A 17,502-nucleotide genomic window follows, 5' to 3' on the forward strand; every position below is an offset into this window, starting at 1 on the left:
CCCCATTTATCTATAAAATTTGTAAAAAATTTTAAAAGTTTTAGTCAAAAATTGTCGTTTACATGGTATCATAAATACATTAAAAAAACATTTCAAAAAAATTTATGATAATAATACATAAAAGTATAGATTGAGAATGATTGAGGGAGCAAGGAGGCCACATTATGGAAATCATAATCGGCATAATCGTAGTAGTAGGTATAGTTGCCATTTTTGGATTTTATTCGAGGAAAAGGATATATAAAGATGTTGACCGGCTAGAGGCCTGGAAAATAGATATGATGAATCGGCCAGTTACCGATGAAATAGCCAAGGTAAAGGATCTTAACATGACAGGTCAAACTGAGGAATTATTTGAACGCTGGCGAAAGCAGTGGGATGAAATTGTCACCGTTGCACTGCCTGATGTCGAAGAACTATTATTTGATGCAGAAGATTTAGCTGATAAATATCGTTTTGGCAAAGCGAAACGTGTACTTGCACAAATTGAAGCCATTCTGAATGATGCTGAAAGTAATATTGTGATTATCTTAGATGAACTAAAAGATTTGGTTGGCAGTGAAGAAAAAAATCGCGTAGAGGTTGATGAGTTAAATCAATTATATCGTGAATTAAAAAAGAATTTACTTGCACATCGACATACATTTGGTTGTGCGGAAAAACAGCTTGAAACAAATCTAGAAGGTATTTATGGGAAATTCAAGGAATTTGAAGAGGCTACCACTAATGGAAATTACTTTGAGGCAAGAGAAATAGTACTTCTCATTAAGGATGCTCTTAGCGTAATAAAAAAACAGATGGATGAAATTCCCCATCTGCTGCATGAGTGTCTTAGCATGATTCCAAATCAATTAAATGAGATTTCAGAAGGTTATAGCCAAATGGAACAGGAAGGTTATTCACTGGAACATCACCAAATTGAAAAAGAGATCGACAGAATGAGAGAGCAATTGACTCAATATATTGCTTTTATTGAGGAACTTAAGCTCGAAGATGTTAAAAAAGGATTGGATGAAACACGGGAATCACTTGATACAATCTATGATTTACTTGAAGCGGAAGTAAAGGCGAATCAGTTTGTTAAAAATGAAGTTGAAAAAATAGAACAGGACCTTGAAGACTTGATCGAAGGCAGTAAAGGCACTGGGGAAGAAACATCTTTTGTACAGCAAAGCTATCATGTGAATGAACAAGATCTTGAGCGACACCGCAATATCGTAAAACAAATCAAGCAAATAGTGAAACAATATATTTCGATTCAAGCAAAGCTTGAGGAAGACCAAATTGCCTATTCTTTAATTAGAAATGAACTTGAAGAAGTTTACGGAAAGATCCAAGATGTGAAGGAAGAGCATTTACAATACTCAGAAATGCTTAAAACCCTTCGTAAGGATGAGTTGCATGCAAGAGAACAAATTATGGAAATGAAGAAACAACTTGCTGATGCAAAACGCCTTATTTCAAAAAGCAATATCCCAGGATTGCCGATTAAGTACTCTGAGCTTATGTCCGAATCGAAATTATCTTTAACGCAAGTTATGTCAACGCTTGAAGAAAAACCATTAAATATGAATACCGTGAATCAGGCTTTACAAAATGCACTTGATTTAATTTCACAAACACATAAGAATACAGAAGAAATGATCGAGCAAGTATATCTTGCAGAAAAAGTTATTCAATATGGTAATCGATATCGTAGCCGAAATCCTAAAATTGCGGTAAGTTTACTTGAAGCTGAAAGTTCCTTTAGAAATTTTGAGTATGCACTTGCATTAGAGCAAGCAGCAACTGCAATTGAAGATGTGGATCCCGGAGCACTAAAGAAAATTGAAGTATTACTTGAAGACGAAAATGAATGAATTAAGGACCTCACAAATTGAGGTCTTTTTTAATTCAATCAATTTATGTTATGATTTTGATGCAAATAATGTTTAGTTTAGGGGAATTCAGATGATTTATTTAGATAATAGTGCAACAACAAAACCATTTGATGATGTAATTGATTCCTATATAAAGGTCGCAACAAATTATTTTGGCAATCCCTCATCCTTACATGGAATTGGTGGACAAGCCGAAAAGCTTTTAAGTCACTCACGCACACAAATTGCATCCCTTTTACATGTAAAGCCACAGGAAATCATTTTTACATCAGGTGGGTCAGAAGGGAATAATTTTGCTGTAAAGGGGATCGCTTTACAATATCAAAATCGAGGCAAACATATTATTACAACATCCATTGAGCATCCTTCTGTAAGCGAAGCATGCAAACAATTGACAGACCTTGGATTTGAAATAACCTATCTCCCGGTTGATGAAAATGGTGTTATATCAATTAAAAACTTAAAAAATGCGATCCGCGAAGATACAATTCTTGTTTCGATTATTCATGTGAATAATGAAGTTGGGACAATCCAGCCAATCGAGGAAATAGGCAATCTATTAGAAAAGTATCCGAAAATTATTTATCATGTTGACCATGTACAAGGAATCGGTAAAACACATTTAGATTTTAATAAGACGAAACTTGATTTATGTACGATTTCTGGGCATAAGTTTAATGGACTGAAAGGAACTGGAGTGCTTTTCGTCCGTCAAGGTATACGAATGAAATCCTTAATCGCTGGCGGGGATCAAGAATTGCAAAAAAGGGCGGGTACAGAAAATATTGCTGGCTTTGTAGCCCTTGCGAAAGCGTTAAGGTTAACAATAGAGAATAGAGATGTTCATATCAGTCATCTCACAAATCTAAAAAGAACCATTGCTGAAAAATTATCGCAGCTAAATGGGGTTAAGATTCACACTCCTATGGAAAGCAGTGCACCACATATTATTAACTTTTCAATCGAGGGGTTAAAGCCCGAGGTATTTGTGCATTTATTGGAGGAAAAGGAAATTTACGTTTCCACTACCTCTGCATGTTCATCAAAAAAAAATGAACCAAGTAAAACATTACTTGCAATGGGTGTGCCGAAGGTTCAAGCGGATAGTTCAATTCGAATTAGCCTATCCCATCAAAATCAAGTAGAAGAAGTTCCGATTTTAATAAATGCGATTGAAAATTCATTACAGAAATTACAAAATGATATGGGGGACAAAGATGGAATATGATCACATTTTAATACGATTTGGCGAAATCACAACAAAAGGTCGAAATCGTAATCTGTTTATAAATAAACTTTTAAATAGTATTGTCAGAAAACTTCCGGAATACAGAGGCCTTTCATTTGAAAAAACAAGGGACCGTATTTATATAAAGCTTAATGGAGAACCCCATGAGGGAATTGTAGAAGTTCTTAAAAATATCATCGGGATTCAGTCCTTTAGCTTAGCTTTAAAGGTTGAGAGTGAAATTGAAAAGATTAAAGAGGGCGTACTTGCAGCGTTCAAACAAATGGAACATGAAGGAAAATCTTTCAAAGTTTCGACTAAACGTTCAGATAAAAACTTTCCACTTGATTCCAATCAGTTAAATGATGAATTAGGATCACATATTTTAAAGAATGTTAAGGGAATCTATGTAAATGTGCATACCCCCGATATTAATATGCGTGTTGAGGTTCGTAAGGAAGCAACATACATTACCTTTAAAGATGAGATTGGTTTAGGTGGACTTCCGGTTGGATCAAGCGGGAAAGCCATGCTCATGCTTTCAGGTGGTTTTGATAGCCCAGTAGCTGGTTATTTAGCCATGAAAAGGGGCTTAACAATTGAAGCTGTACATTTTCATAGTCCTCCATATACAAGTGAACGGGCACGCCAAAAGGTGATCGACCTTGCACAGCAACTTTCGGATTTTTCCGGAACCATAAAGCTGCATATCGTGCCATTTACCGAAATTCAGACAACAATAGGGAGGCAAATTCCGGAAAACTATTCGCTAATATCAACCCGCCGGATGATGCTTCGAATTACCGACGAGATTAGAAGAAGGCGCAATGCGCTAGCAATTGTAACTGGGGAAAGCCTAGGGCAAGTGGCAAGTCAGACTTTAGAAAGTATGCATGTTATCAACAATGTCACGAATACCCCGATTATCCGACCACTTGTTACTGTTGATAAGTTTCATATCATTGATATGGCAAAGGAAATCAATACACATGATATTTCAATTCGACCATTTGAGGACTGCTGTACCATCTTTACTCCGGCAGCACCAAAAACAAGACCAAGACTTGAAAAAGTTACTCATTATGAAAGCTACACTGATTTTGAAAGTCTTATTGAAAAAGCAGTCAATGAAACCGAAGTTCTTACACTAGACCTCTCAAAGAAAGAAGAAATCGAAGATCTCTTTTAATAGAAAATCATGCTTTTGTTGTGAACATTTACCAATGGTTTAAATGTATTTTGCTTTGTGATTTTACACATTCTATACTCACAAGGAGGTGAAATCACATGGCAAACAACAATAGCAACCAACTTCTAGTAGCAGGTGCACAACAAGCTATCGATCAAATGAAACTTGAAATCGCATCTGAATTTGGTGTAAACCTTGGTGCTGATACAACTTCTCGTGCTAACGGATCTGTTGGTGGAGAAATCACTAAGCGTTTAGTATCTTACGCTCAATCACATATGGGCGGAGGAAACTTCTAAAAAAATAATATAAATGGCTACAAGGACGGGCTAATCCCCGTCCTTTTTTAGTTTTAAAACTGTAATTGGAATCAGATGTTATAACCTGGTCATAAAAACTTCACAAAAAACCTCCAAATTTTTTGAAATCTTTTATATAATTAGACTATAAAATCGGAGGAGGAATGATTGTGAAAAGAGAAGAATTAATTGCACCTGCAAAGTATAACCTTGTTAAGGAAATTGAAAAGTACGCAAATGACCCAATAAAAGTTGCCTTAAAATGGGAAGATGAGCAGGGCACTAAAAAGGAAATCACATACGTGGACCTCTTCAAAAAAGTAAATCGAATTGGAAATACCTTGATTAACAACGGCCTTAAAAAAGGTGATAAAGTCTTAGTTATCGTTCCACGCCTTGTTGAGGCATATATGGTTTATTTAGGCGCATTGAAAGCAGGATTAGTTGTCATCCCGAGCTCTGAAATGCTCCGTGCGAAGGACCTTCAATACAGAATCAATCATGGGGATGTTAAAGCAATAATCAGCTACCATCCATATTGTGAACAATTTTCATCCATTGAAAAGATCGAGCATATTCAAAAGTTTGCGGTGGGTGACAATGTAGACGGTTGGCTTTCCTTAGAAGAGAACATGCATAACCAATCTGACAAACTAAATCCAGTCGAAACTAGCAGGGATGACATGGCCTTTTTATCCTACACATCTGGGACAACTGGAAATCCAAAAGGTGTTGTTCATACCCATGGATGGGCATATGCGCATTTAAAAACAGCTGCACCATTCTGGTTAAGCATCAGTGAATCTGATACTGTTTGGGCTACGGCAGGTCCTGGTTGGCAAAAATGGATTTGGAGCCCATTCCTTTCCGTACTGGGAAGCGGGGCAACTGGATTTGTATATTTCGGCAAGTTCGATCCAAATAAATATTTAGAATTGTTAAGTGCTAATAAAATCAATGTCTTATGTTGTACACCAACCGAATATCGAATCATGGCAAAGGCGGAAAATCTTTCTGATTACTCACTGCCTGATTTACATAGTGCTGTTTCGGCTGGAGAGCCTTTAAATCGCGAAGTAATTGATACATTCAAAAGAGTATTTAATGTAGAAGTTCGTGACGGATATGGACAAACAGAAAATACGTTATTAGTTGGTGTTTTAAAAGGAATGGAAATGAAACCTGGCTCAATGGGCAGGCCAACACCAGGCAATAATGTCGAAATTGTCGATGAGTATGGAAAGCCTTGTGCGGTGGGTGAAGTAGGCGATATCGGTGTTCATGCAGACACACCGGCTCTTTTTAAAGAATATTATAAAGACCCTGAGAGAACTGCCATGCAATATAGAGGAGATTACTATATTACAGGAGACAAGGCGAAAAAAGACGAAGACGGTTATTTCTGGTTTGAAGGACGTTCTGATGATATTATTATAAGCTCAGGCTATACGATTGGACCATTTGAGGTTGAAGATGCACTTGTCAAGCATCCAGCTGTAAAAGAGTGTGCCGTTGTTGGAAGTCCTGATGAGGTTCGAGGGAATATTGTAAAAGCTTTCGTTGTCTTACGTGAAGGTGTTGCATCCAATGAGGGCTTAGTCAAAGACTTACAGGATCATGTAAAACAAATGACAGCACCGTATAAGTATCCAAGAAAAATAGAATTTGTAAATGATCTGCCGAAGACCACTTCGGGAAAAATTAGAAGAATTGAACTCAGACAGGCAGAAACAGCTAACGTAAAAGCATAATGAGCAGAAAAGGCAGATAGTATTTTTACTACCTGCTTTTTCATGCTAAAGTAAACATAATTAAATTTGAACAGGAGGTGTGATAATGGGGACTTTATGGTCGGGCGGCCAAATCTACACGATGGAAAGGGAAAAAGAGACTGTTGAAGCCGTTTTTGTGGAAGATGGCACGATTATTGCTGTGGGGCTGAAACAAGACTTAGAAAAACTATATAAAAATAGAATTTCTAAGGTTGTCAATTTAAAAGGGCATACCATGTTTCCAGGGTTTGTTGATAGTCATATGCACCTTATTGGTCATGGTGAAAAGTTGATGAAACTGGATTTTTCGGGAATGACGTCATCCAAGGAAATTACAGATGCCATACACGAATATGTAAAAGATAAGCCAGCAGACGAATGGATTATTGGTGAAGGATGGAACGAGAATCAGCTTCCTGACCGGAAGATTTTTCACCGAATTGAACTGGATGAACTCTCACCCGATAATCCGCTCATGTTAAAAAGAATTTGCAGACATGCTGTTGTTGTAAACACAAGGGCATTAGAATTGGCAGGCATTACGGATGATACACCTAACCCTGAAGGTGGTGTGATTGTAAGGGATGCGAATAGGCATGCTACGGGGTATTTACTGGACCAAGCTCAGGAATTTGTAAAAGCAGTCATTCCAGAGGTAACGGAAGATTACATACAAAATGCCCTTCGTTTGTCTATTGAGGATTGCTTAAGCAAAGGACTTGTAGGTGGACATACAGAGGATTTGAATTATTATGGTGGATTTGAGCGTACATTTGGAGGATTTCAAAATAGCATCAATGAGGATGGTTTCAAATTTAGAACAAACCTATTAGTTCACCATGAAGCCGTCGATGACATGCATCGCTTGGGTTATTCTTTTGGAAAAGGTGGAGATTTTCTAAAGTTTGGAGCGATGAAAATTTTTTCTGATGGCTCTATTGGGGGCAGAACTGCATTATTAAGTCATCCGTATAATGACTCACCTGATACGGCGGGGGTAGCAATTCACTCGTTAGATGAGTTGAAAAAGCTTGTTCAAAAGGCGAGACGGTTTATGATGCCGGTCGCTGTCCATGCGATAGGTGACCTTGCATTTGAATATGTGTTAGATGCGATTGAGGAATTCCCGCCATTACAAAATCAACGAGATCGGCTGATTCATGCTCAAATTTTACGAAAAGAGTTAATCGATCGCGCAAAACAATTACCAGTCATTCTTGATATCCAACCAAGGTTTGTCGTATCGGATTTTCCGTGGGTGGTTGAAAGAATTGGTGAAATGAATATGGAATATTGTTATGCATGGAAGACGTTATTGCGTGCTGGCCTCCATTGCGCAGGAGGGTCTGATGCTCCAATTGAGCCAATTGATCCCCTTCTTGGAATACATGCAGCAGTAGCGAGAAAGAAACCAGAAGAAGACATGGTATTTATGCCAGAAGAAAGACTCTCAGTTTACGAGGCTGTGCAGTTATTTACAACAGGAAGTGCCTACGCAGTTGGAAAAGAGGGCTGTATGGGACAAATCGCTCCTGGTTATAAAGCAGATTTTACCATTCTTGATCAAGATATTTTCAAAATCCAAGCAGATGAAATTCTCCGTACAAATGTTATGATGACAGTTGTTGATAATACTGTGATGTATAAGAGATAATAACGAAAGACCAGGCTGGAGTTGAGCCTGGTCTTTCGTTATTTGATTACAAAAATGTTCGTTTTACCTTTTCCCAGAAGGAATTATCCTTTAATTTGACGGTTTTAATTCTTTTTTCACTTAACTGTATATCAATTTGTTTTACATTACGGATACTAAGGGCTTCATTGTCCATTCCAATTGTTGGAAAATCATTTCCGTCTTGAACATCTTTCAAGGTTAATTTTCGTGTTCCGCTTAAAATAAACGGAGAATCTAATGTTCGGTATTGGTTCGTGTTTAATGACGCTAGTTCAGTGACTTGTATACAAGGGAGCAAGGGATCTACTACTGCGCCTCTAACTGATTTATTATATGCTGTACTTCCTGTTGGAGTAGAAATGATCATCCCATCGCCACGGAAAGTTTCAAAATGTAAATCATCAATATAAACTTCTAAGTCTAATGTTTTTATGATGGCTGAACGAATGGAACATTCATTTAAACAATAAAACGATGGGTTGTCATCCACCTTTACCTCAATAATTGGATAACGGCGGACCTCCATTTTTTCATTTAACATGGCTTCCACCATTTTATCAGTTTCATCTGCATGGAAATCACAATAAAGGTTTAATGTACCGGATGTTGAGATTCCTACATATAGACAGTCCTGTCGGAAATTTGTTTTACGAACTGCCTGAAGGAAAGCTCCGTCACCACCAATACTGACTATGATATTTGCTTTTTCAGCGTCATCCACAACTGTAAATTGGTGCTCTTTAGCAATTTGATTTAATTTTTCAACATATTCAATTAGTTTATCTTCTTTTCTATAAAAGAAATAAAGATTACGACGTTCCATAAAAATGCCCCCTGTTGATATTTTTTGAATAGATCTGGTTAAATCTAATAAAGCTATTATGTGTCTTATTATATAGTTTATCAATTAAATGAAACTATTTTGGATCTGAAACGTATTTATTTTTGAACACTTTTTGAAAAACAGGAGGATAAGAAATGAATGGGAAACGGTGGGCAGCATTAGGAATTGCTGCAGTTATATTTGTATTTTCGATCTTTTTTAATTTCGCAACAAATTTAGCATCAAAAAACTTCACAAGCATTTCAGATGAATTTCTAGCCGCTTCAAATGAAGAGTTTCTTGAAAATGTTGTAATCGAAGGAAAAGGAATGGATAAGATTCTCGTTTTATCTGTAAATGGAGTGATCCAGGATACAGGTGAAGACGTGACTTCATTCTTTCAAACTGCCGGCTATCAGCATCAGACGTTCTTAAAAATGATTGAAAAAGCGCAAGAGGATAAAACAGTAAAAGGAATCATTTTAAAAGTTAATTCACCAGGTGGCGGGGTCGTTGAAAGTGCAGAAATACATAAAAAACTAACAGACCTAAAAGAAAAAACAAAAAAACCAATTTATGTCTCAATGGGTGCTATGGCTGCATCGGGTGGTTACTATATTTCTGCTCCAGCAGACAAAATATTTGCTACACCTGATACTATGACAGGTTCGCTAGGGGTTATCATGCAAGGGATTAATTATAGCGGCCTTGCAGAAAAATATGGCGTGAAATTTGAGACTATTAAAAGTGGGCCATACAAGGATATCATGTCCCCAAGTAGGGAAATGACAGAAGAAGAAAGAAAAATTATGCAAACAATGGTCGATAACGCCTATCAGGGATTTGTCGATGTAATCGCAGAGGGGCGTAATATGTCTGAGTCAGAGGTTCGTGGGATAGCAGACGGACGAATCTATGATGGCAGACAGGCTAAAGATAACCATCTAATTGATGAATTGGGATATTTTGAGGATACGGTTGATGCAATGAAAAAGGATTACGAACTTGGAAATATCAAAGTCGTCGAGTATGAAACTAATTTTGGTTTTGGATCCCTGTTTTCGATGAGTGCGAAAAAAATGTTTAGTGATGACATCGAGATGGCAACTTTGGTTCATTTATTATCACAGCCAAATTCGCCTAGAATGATGTACTTGTACGCGGAATAGGGAGGGGACAAACTTGAATATGGATCTTACACATGAAGGAGTACAAGGTGACAATCATGTTCACGATCATTCTACTCGAACAGTTGACCAAAATATGCCGCGCTATGCAGGTTTTTGGCTGCGTTTTTGGGCATATTTATTAGACTTAGTTGTAATTGGGAGTATGAATCGAATCCTAATCTATCCTGCCTTTAGAGCGTTAGACATCCCATTATCAGATAGTAAAATATTTAGTGCAGCAGCAATCGCAACGGCTGTCGTCTTTTACTTATATTTTGTATTAATGACAAAGTTTTTTAACCAAACGTTAGGGAAAATGGTGTTTGGGGTAAAGGTTGTATCTCTTGAAGGGAAAAAATTAACCTGGATGACGGTGCTCTTTAGGGAGCTCATTGGCCGGTATATTTCAAAGCTCTTTTTTATCGGCTATCTTATCGTTGCTTTTCTTCCAAAAAAACAAGGAATTCATGATCTATTATCTGATACGACTGTTATCCATGCTAAAAAGTAAGGGTGTCCACTAGTAACGGGTTCCGTTAACTATCACAAACATTAAAAATGTAAGTTAAAATGAGTGCCAATTTGCATATGAAATTGACGCTCATTTTTTATTGGAGTAAAGCCATTTGTGCCGAAATTACATAAAAATTTTGTATAGGAAAATGACCCCCAAATTGAAGGGGTACAATGGCTGTTGTACCCCTACAATTTTGCATACATTTTATCTTATAAAAATACTTAGAAACATAAGAAATCCTATCCTTAATTGAATACCCAGTGATATTTAATATAAGCGGAGATATTTCCGTTAAATGCAGACTAGAGCTCTTTTCGGGGTTTATAGGGGGAAATTTTCCGCTTATGCAGAGAAAAATCCCCAATTTTTACGTTACTTGAGTCAATAGGGGAAATTTCTCCTCTTATTTACGCTATTTTTTAGCTTATTTACAAATTAAGAGGAATTTCTCCCTCTATTTTTTAAAATCCGGTGCGTAAGCTGCCCCCCTAACCTTATGTTTAATTGCAAAAACAGATACAAGAAGCAGTTACATTTTCGGGTTTTGCGACAGGAAACGGAACCCGTTAGTCCGCGCACTCTTTTTTTCATGGCTTCACATTACCAAACTACCCCTTTTCGCGTATTTTTTACCATCTTGTAGGTGATAATGAAACATTGAAAGGGTGTGAGTGTTGTGAAATGGGTATTATTTATCTTTTTAATTTTACTCTTTTTTATCATTCTCATTTTGATAACAAGGCTAACTATTTTTATTGAAGCAAATCACTCACAGGACGATGACCATATTAAGATAAGATTCAGCATTTGGTTTGGTCTGATTCGATATACCATTAACGTTCCAATGGTCGCAATTGATAATGAAACTCCAAGTATCGTGTTCAAAAAGGAAAAAAAAGCAGACTTAGCAGCAGGTGAGAAAAAGAAAAAAGAAAAATTCTCCGTCCAAAATTTAATCGTAAATTTACAAGAAGCAGAAATAATTCTTCACCGGGTTATCAATTTGGTACCGATACTTAAAAGCTTTTTGAAGAAAATTTCGGTTTCAAAATTTAAATGGCATTCACATATCGGAGTTGGAGATGCCGCACATACTGGGATTATCACTGGACTGGCTTGGTCCATCAAGGGGACAATAATCGGAGTGATCAGCCAGTATTTAAACTTGAAGACCCATCCTGATTATTCAATTACTCCTTCATTCCAAATAGCCGTATCCGAGACGAGGTTAAGATGCATGATTCATTTTCGAATCGGGCATGCTATGGTAGCAGGAATCAGAGCGATTATAAACTGGCGAGGGAGCGTTCCGAAGTTTAAATCCCCAACCCTTTCTAAGCTCAATGAAACCGATTCAGATAAAAAATCAGTTTAGAATGTCAGGAGGAATTTATTATGTCTGATCATCCAATACAGGGTTTAATGAAGACAGCGATGGAAAATTTAAAGCAAATGATTGATGTGAATACAATCATCGGTGACCCTGTTGAAACACCTGATGGGAGCGTTATTTTAACGGTCTCAAAAGTTGGCTTTGGATTTGCGGCAGGAGGCAGTGAGTTCAAGGGACAAGGTGAGGGTGGAAAAGATAGTGGTGGCGGAGGTGGAGACCAACAACAGCAACAACAGGGCTCCAAACTACCATTTGGTGGAGGAAGTGGTGGTGGAGTTTCGATTACACCAATCGCTTTTTTAATTGTAAGCGCAAATGGGGTTAAAATGCTTCACCTCGATGAAAGCACTCATTTATTTGAAAAATTGCTTGAACTTGCCCCCCAGGCTGTTGATAAAATCCAACAAATGTTAAAAAAGAATAATCAAGATCAACAAAATCAGCAAAAGCAACAGGATTTTGATATTTAAGAAATGACAGAGTTAGCTGTTATGCAGTTGACTCTTTTTTACTTTAAGCAGCCGAATTGATTGATTTTTTCATTCGAATTCGTTGCAATCCAATAGAATTAAAGATATCATTTACACTGTACATAACAATTTAAGGAGGATTTTGGAAATGGCAAATATCACATTTAAAAACAATCCAGTTACTTTATTAGGAAATGAAGTAAAGGTTGGAGATAAGGCTCCTGATTTTACTGTATTAGCAAATGATTTATCACCTGTAACACTTGCAGACACAAAGGGTTCTGTTCGTTTAATTAGTGTTGTTCCATCACTTGACACAGGTGTATGTGATGCTCAAACTCGACGTTTCAATGAAGAAGCAGCTGGTTTAGGCAATGTTAAAATTTTAACAGTTAGTGTTGATTTGCCATTTGCACAAGGTCGTTGGTGCGGTGCAAACGGTATTGAAAATGTTCAAACACTTTCGGACCATCGCGATCTTTCCTTCGGCGAGGCATATGGTGTAGCCATTCAAGAATTACGCTTATTGGCTCGTGCGGTATTCGTTGTAGACAGTAACGACACTGTTACATATGTTGAATATGTAAGTGAAGCAACAAATCATCCAAACTACGAAGCAGCACTAGAAGCAGCAAAGGCAGCGAAATAAGACAGAATGTTATAGGGATCCCAATTAGCATTGGGGTTCTTTTTTTCGAAAAAGGAGTTATAACAAATGGCACAAATATCTGCAGTTGAAAAACTATTTACCGTTATTGACAACACAGCCACAATACTTAAGGAAGAATTATCATGTACATACTTAGAAGCAGTAGCAGAAACTGGTGAAAACCTCTTCCAAAACACAATCCTACAGGACGAACTAAGTGAACTCTCAAAAAAACACATCGAAAAAGAATATGCACAAATCGACATTAACCAATATTCAGTTGAAGAAATTCGTAAATCCTATCAGCTTGCTTCGTTAAAAGGAATGAAAGAGGCTACCCAGCCGAACCATGAGATGACACCGGACGCCGTTTCAATCTTTATGGGATACCTAGTCTCAAAATTTACTGTGGGCTGGAATGGTTTCAGTATCTTTGATCCGGCTGTTGGGACTGCAAATCTTCTAACAACCGTCCTTAATCAAAATCAATCAAAAGAAATTGAAGCAACTGGGATCGATATTGATGACCTATTAGTAAAGGTGGCATATGTGAGTGCGAATCTGCAGCGCCATTCCATTCAGTTTTATAACCAGGATAGTCTGCAGCCACTTTACATAGACCCTATGGACGTAGTGGTATGTGATTTGCCTGTTGGCTATTATCCGAATGACCTTGGTGCTGCAAGCTTTGAACTTCATGCTAAAGAAGGCCATTCTTATGCCCATCATCTATTTATTGAACAAAGCCTTAAATATACAAAAGCTGGTGGCTATTTATTTTTCCTTGTACCAAATCACTTATTTACAAGTGAGTATGCTAAGGAATTAAATGCATTTCTTAAAGAGCAATCCTACATACAAGGGATGATTCAGCTACCTCTATCCTTATTTAAAAATGAAAAAGCAGCAAAAAGCATCTTTATTATCCAGAAAAAAGGACCCGGAGTGAAAGCACCAAAACAAGCCCTTCTCGCGAACCTGCCTAAGTTTTCAAATCAGACAGCAATGGCAGGCATAATCAAACAAATTGATGATTGGTTTAAGCAAGAAAAACAATGAATTAAATAATATTTGAAGTTAAGGAGATCCAATCCAATCGGGTCTCTTTTTCTTCTGCGTCTAGTTCCAGTGCCTAAGCGATTGCATCTTTGTTATTTACAGCGCTTTCCATTATCTGAATATAGGAACTTTATGGCGAAAACGGTACCAAATTGGGATTCTCCTTGAAATGTTTGTGCACCGATGTTTAAATGAATAAGGCATCTATGAAACCTTGTCGTTTTGCATAGAATAATGTAGAGCGAGGATTTACATATAAAAGTGATTTTAAACAAAGGAGCGGATGATATGTCAAAAATCATTGCCATAAATGCAGGAAGTTCTTCACTAAAATTCCAATTATTCGAAATGCCGAGTGAGGAAGTTATTACAAAGGGGATCTTTGAACGAATTGGTCTTGAAAAAGGCATTTTTACAATTTCAGTAAATGATGAAAAACAAACAACTGAACTCGAAATTCCAGATCACGCAGTGGCAGTAAAATTATTACTTAATAAATTGACCGAGTCTGGCATCATCAAATCATTAAACGAAATCGATGGAATTGGACACAGGGTTGTCCACGGTGGGGAAAGTTTTGCTGATTCAGCTGTCATTACAGAAGAAGTTTTAGCTGAAATAGAAAAGTTATCCGAATTGGCTCCATTGCATAACCCAGCTAATGCTACGGGAATTAGAGCATTTCATGAAGTATTGCCAAATGTCCCAGCAGTAGCCGTTTTCGATACAGCCTTCCATCAAACAATGCCAGAGAAATCATTTTTATATAGTCTGCCATATGACTATTATAAAAACTATGGGATTAGAAAATACGGATTCCATGGAACATCACATAAATATGTATCACAAAGAGCAGCCGAACTATTAGGAAGACCAGTTGAGCAGTTACGCCTATTATCCTGCCACCTTGGAAATGGAGCTAGTATTGCTGCAATTGAAGGAGGAAAATCAATCGATACATCCATGGGCTTTACACCCCTTGCAGGTGTAACGATGGGTACACGATCCGGTAATATTGACCCTGCATTAATTCCATTTATCATGGAAAAAACAGGTAATACTGCTGATGAAGTATTAGATGTGCTTAACAAAAAAAGTGGTATGCTAGGTGTTTCCGGATTCTCAAGTGACTTGCGGGATATTCAGGAACAAGCAGATGAAGGAAATAGCCGTGCTGAACTAGCCCTTGAAGTGTTTGCTAGCAGAATCCATAAATACATTGGTTCATATGCAGCTCGTATGCATGGGATAGATGCGATCATTTTCACCGCTGGAATTGGTGAAAACAGTGACACTATTCGTGCCCGAGTATTAACTGGATTAGAGTTCATGGGTGTATACTGGGATCCAGCATTAAATAAAGTGAGAGGAAAAGAAGCATTTATAAACTATCCTCACTCTCCAGTAAAGGTTATTATCATTCCGACGGACGAGGAAGTCATGATCGCACGCGATGTCATTCGTTTAACAAGATAATAATGAAAAGACAAACTTGTAATGGGTTTGTCTTTTTTTTATCAAAAAAAGGGAGAGGATTTTTCCGCAATTAGATTATGGTATAATACACATAGTGAATGTTGGAAACGGAGGATGAATATGGGTATTTCTGAACGGGAACTAAATGTTTTAAGGGAAATTGAAAAATGGTCAAACCAAATGAATCATGAACAAACGGATTTTGAAATGACTTATGACAAATGGCTTGAAAACTCGTTAAGTCTTATTCCTGAGAATGTCCGGAACGAGTTCTTCTCAAAGCTGGATAATTGGCTCTTTCATTTACATGCCATCCTTCAAGGCTCACAATTTCAAGTGGACGCAAGGGAAAGGTTGCTTCGTTCAGCACGGATCTTTAACCAGGAGATTGAGGAGTTATCAGATATGAAGGAACTGACAATTGATGAACTAACATATCTAACGGAAAATCAAATCGCGAAGCACCGCCTATATTCATTTGCACATGGAGGCTTGTCAGGTACAGGGGGACTCCTGCTTCTTGGAACGGATATACCTGCGATTACGGTCCTTAATCTTCGCATTGTCCAATTAATTGCAATGACGTATGGTTACGAAGTAAATACTCCATATGAAATGATGACATCCTTAAAGGTATTTCATGCGGCAACACTGCCTAAACGTATGCGCCACCAGGGATGGGAAGCTCTAACACGGGATGCCGACGGATCCAATCAGAATCAGTATTTTTACAACGGATCAGAGGAGTTAACGGATGAAACGTGGCTTGAGTTACCATTAAGGCATATTGTAAAAGCTGTTGCAATCTCTTTTCTGCGAAAGCGAATGATTCAAGGAATTCCACTTATCAGTATGGCGATTGGTGCAGGTATGAATTATCAACTCACACGGCAGGTTAGTGATTTTGCCCATAATTATTACCGTTATCGTTTTTTGGTGGAAAAGGAGTTATAAGATATGAGTGTCCATGAACATAAACGTGCAACACCAAGCTCTATTACATGCAAAGTCATTACAATCAGTGATACCAGAACAAAGGAAACAGATAAAAGCGGTCAACTCATGATTACATTTCTTGAAAAAGAGGGCTTTAGAGTCTTGGAGTATGATATTGTGAAGGACGAAGAAGCTTCTATTGAAAAAGCAATACGTGAAGGCTGTGCTCACGAAGAAATCGATGTGGTTCTAACAAATGGTGGAACGGGCATTGCAAAACGCGATGTTACAATCGAGACCGTTTCAAAATTATTAGATAAAGAAATAGTCGGGTTTGGTGAACTGTTTCGAATGCTCAGTTATACAGAGGATATAGGTTCGGCAGCAATTTTATCAAGAGCAATAGCGGGTGTATGTAATGATACGGCAATTTTCTCAACACCGGGATCCTCAGGGGCAGTGAGGCTTGCTATGAAGAAGTTAATCTTGCCTGAACTTGGCCATGTAGTTAGTGAAATAAAAAAGGATATGAAAAAGGTCTAATCTTTCATGATTAGACCTTTTCTATTGATGTTTTTTATGTGATATCACTTGGTTCATTCTGTACCAAATCCATAAATCATTGATGATAGAGGCACATTCTGAGATTTCATTGTTTAGTTCACAGGAACGTCCGAAATCAAGTTCATTTCCAAGCTGTTCTTGTTTTTTATTAATCATTGTTTCAATTTCTGCAATACGATCAGGGATATGTCCCCTGATATTTTCCCATTGGAACAGAATATATTGCTGTGTTACCTCTTTATATTCCTCCCACTCCTTCTCTAAATAAGGAAGATGGATTCCAAGTCGATCATCAAAATGAAAATAATCACCCATTTTATCACTCCAAGTAAGTATTGCTCCTATTCTATAATACTCCAAGTTTATTATCTATGAAAAGACTTTTTAAATTTTTCTTCACTTT

17 protein-coding genes are annotated in these 17,502 nt (G+C 37.5%); 15 read left to right on the forward strand and 2 right to left on the reverse strand.

Features of this window, described 5'->3' with window-relative positions; all coding sequences use genetic code 11:
* The first annotated feature begins 164 nt into the window (after positions 1 to 164).
* The 6 genes from ezrA (at position 165) to LKW28_RS05685 (ending at position 8,022) form a co-directional block, all read left to right on the forward strand.
* Complete coding sequence (ezrA, locus tag LKW28_RS05660) at positions 165 to 1,859, forward strand: septation ring formation regulator EzrA (protein WP_229139385.1); 1,695 nt, start codon at positions 165 to 167, stop codon at positions 1,857 to 1,859.
* 91 nt (positions 1,860 to 1,950) lie between these two features.
* Positions 1,951 to 3,108 (forward strand): cysteine desulfurase family protein, encoded by a 1,158-nt coding sequence (locus LKW28_RS05665; RefSeq protein ID WP_229139386.1) that lies wholly within the window; start codon positions 1,951 to 1,953, stop codon positions 3,106 to 3,108.
* Positions 3,098 to 4,297 (forward strand): tRNA uracil 4-sulfurtransferase ThiI, encoded by a 1,200-nt coding sequence (thiI, locus tag LKW28_RS05670; RefSeq protein WP_229139387.1) that lies wholly within the window; start codon positions 3,098 to 3,100, stop codon positions 4,295 to 4,297. The genes LKW28_RS05665 and thiI overlap by 11 nt, the downstream gene beginning before the upstream one ends.
* Positions 4,298 to 4,395: 98 nt before the next feature.
* Positions 4,396 to 4,596, forward strand: a complete 201-nt coding sequence (locus LKW28_RS05675; RefSeq protein ID WP_229139388.1) for an alpha/beta-type small acid-soluble spore protein — start codon at positions 4,396 to 4,398, stop codon at positions 4,594 to 4,596.
* A 170-nt stretch (positions 4,597 to 4,766) separates the two neighbouring features.
* Positions 4,767 to 6,347 carry an acyl-CoA synthetase MbcS gene (gene mbcS, locus LKW28_RS05680; protein ID WP_229139389.1) on the forward strand — a complete coding sequence of 527 codons (1,581 nt, stop codon included), beginning with the start codon at positions 4,767 to 4,769 and terminating at the stop codon, positions 6,345 to 6,347.
* An 85-nt stretch (positions 6,348 to 6,432) separates the two neighbouring features.
* A complete protein-coding gene (locus LKW28_RS05685; RefSeq protein WP_229139390.1) occupies positions 6,433 to 8,022 on the forward strand; it encodes an amidohydrolase in 1,590 nt (529 codons plus the stop codon).
* Between the two features lie 46 nt (positions 8,023 to 8,068).
* Here the strand turns inward: LKW28_RS05685 and LKW28_RS05690 are convergent, their stop codons facing one another.
* A complete protein-coding gene (locus LKW28_RS05690) occupies positions 8,069 to 8,866 on the reverse strand; it encodes an NAD kinase (protein ID WP_267497898.1) in 798 nt (265 codons plus the stop codon).
* Between the two features lie 155 nt (positions 8,867 to 9,021).
* Here LKW28_RS05690 and sppA point away from each other — a divergent pair, with 155 nt between their 5' ends.
* The 9 genes from sppA (at position 9,022) to LKW28_RS05735 (ending at position 17,078) form a co-directional block, all read left to right on the forward strand.
* Entirely contained in the window at positions 9,022 to 10,035 is a 1,014-nt protein-coding gene (gene sppA, locus LKW28_RS05695; protein WP_229139391.1) for a signal peptide peptidase SppA, read from the forward strand.
* 19 nt (positions 10,036 to 10,054) lie between these two features.
* Positions 10,055 to 10,546 (forward strand): RDD family protein, encoded by a 492-nt coding sequence (locus tag LKW28_RS05700; protein ID WP_420708827.1) that lies wholly within the window; start codon positions 10,055 to 10,057, stop codon positions 10,544 to 10,546.
* 682 nt (positions 10,547 to 11,228) lie between these two features.
* On the forward strand, positions 11,229 to 11,927 hold the full coding sequence (locus LKW28_RS05705) for a DUF2953 domain-containing protein (RefSeq protein ID WP_229139392.1): 699 nt from the start codon (positions 11,229 to 11,231) through the stop codon (positions 11,925 to 11,927).
* 20 nt (positions 11,928 to 11,947) lie between these two features.
* Entirely contained in the window at positions 11,948 to 12,415 is a 468-nt protein-coding gene (gene ytfJ / locus LKW28_RS05710) for a GerW family sporulation protein (RefSeq protein ID WP_229139393.1), read from the forward strand.
* A gap of 148 nt (positions 12,416 to 12,563) precedes the next feature.
* Entirely contained in the window at positions 12,564 to 13,064 is a 501-nt protein-coding gene (tpx, locus tag LKW28_RS05715) for a thiol peroxidase (RefSeq protein WP_229139394.1), read from the forward strand.
* A gap of 66 nt (positions 13,065 to 13,130) precedes the next feature.
* Entirely contained in the window at positions 13,131 to 14,123 is a 993-nt protein-coding gene (locus tag LKW28_RS05720) for a class I SAM-dependent methyltransferase (protein WP_229139395.1), read from the forward strand.
* A 288-nt stretch (positions 14,124 to 14,411) separates the two neighbouring features.
* Positions 14,412 to 15,599, forward strand: a complete 1,188-nt coding sequence (locus tag LKW28_RS05725) for an acetate kinase (protein ID WP_229139396.1) — start codon at positions 14,412 to 14,414, stop codon at positions 15,597 to 15,599.
* A gap of 120 nt (positions 15,600 to 15,719) precedes the next feature.
* Positions 15,720 to 16,553, forward strand: coding sequence for an EcsC family protein (locus tag LKW28_RS05730; RefSeq protein ID WP_229139397.1), 834 nt, complete (start codon positions 15,720 to 15,722; stop codon positions 16,551 to 16,553).
* Between the two features lie 3 nt (positions 16,554 to 16,556).
* Positions 16,557 to 17,078, forward strand: coding sequence for a MogA/MoaB family molybdenum cofactor biosynthesis protein (locus LKW28_RS05735; protein WP_229139398.1), 522 nt, complete (start codon positions 16,557 to 16,559; stop codon positions 17,076 to 17,078).
* A 21-nt stretch (positions 17,079 to 17,099) separates the two neighbouring features.
* Here the strand turns inward: LKW28_RS05735 and LKW28_RS05740 are convergent, their stop codons facing one another.
* Positions 17,100 to 17,414, reverse strand: coding sequence for a hypothetical protein (locus tag LKW28_RS05740; protein WP_229139399.1), 315 nt, complete (start codon positions 17,412 to 17,414; stop codon positions 17,100 to 17,102).
* Between the last annotated feature and the right edge of the window lie 88 nt (positions 17,415 to 17,502).

Origin of the sequence: Bacillus sp. REN16 (genome assembly GCF_020731355.1) — a bacterium.
Taxonomy (GTDB): Bacteria; Bacillota; Bacilli; order Bacillales; family Bacillaceae_L; genus Ferdinandcohnia.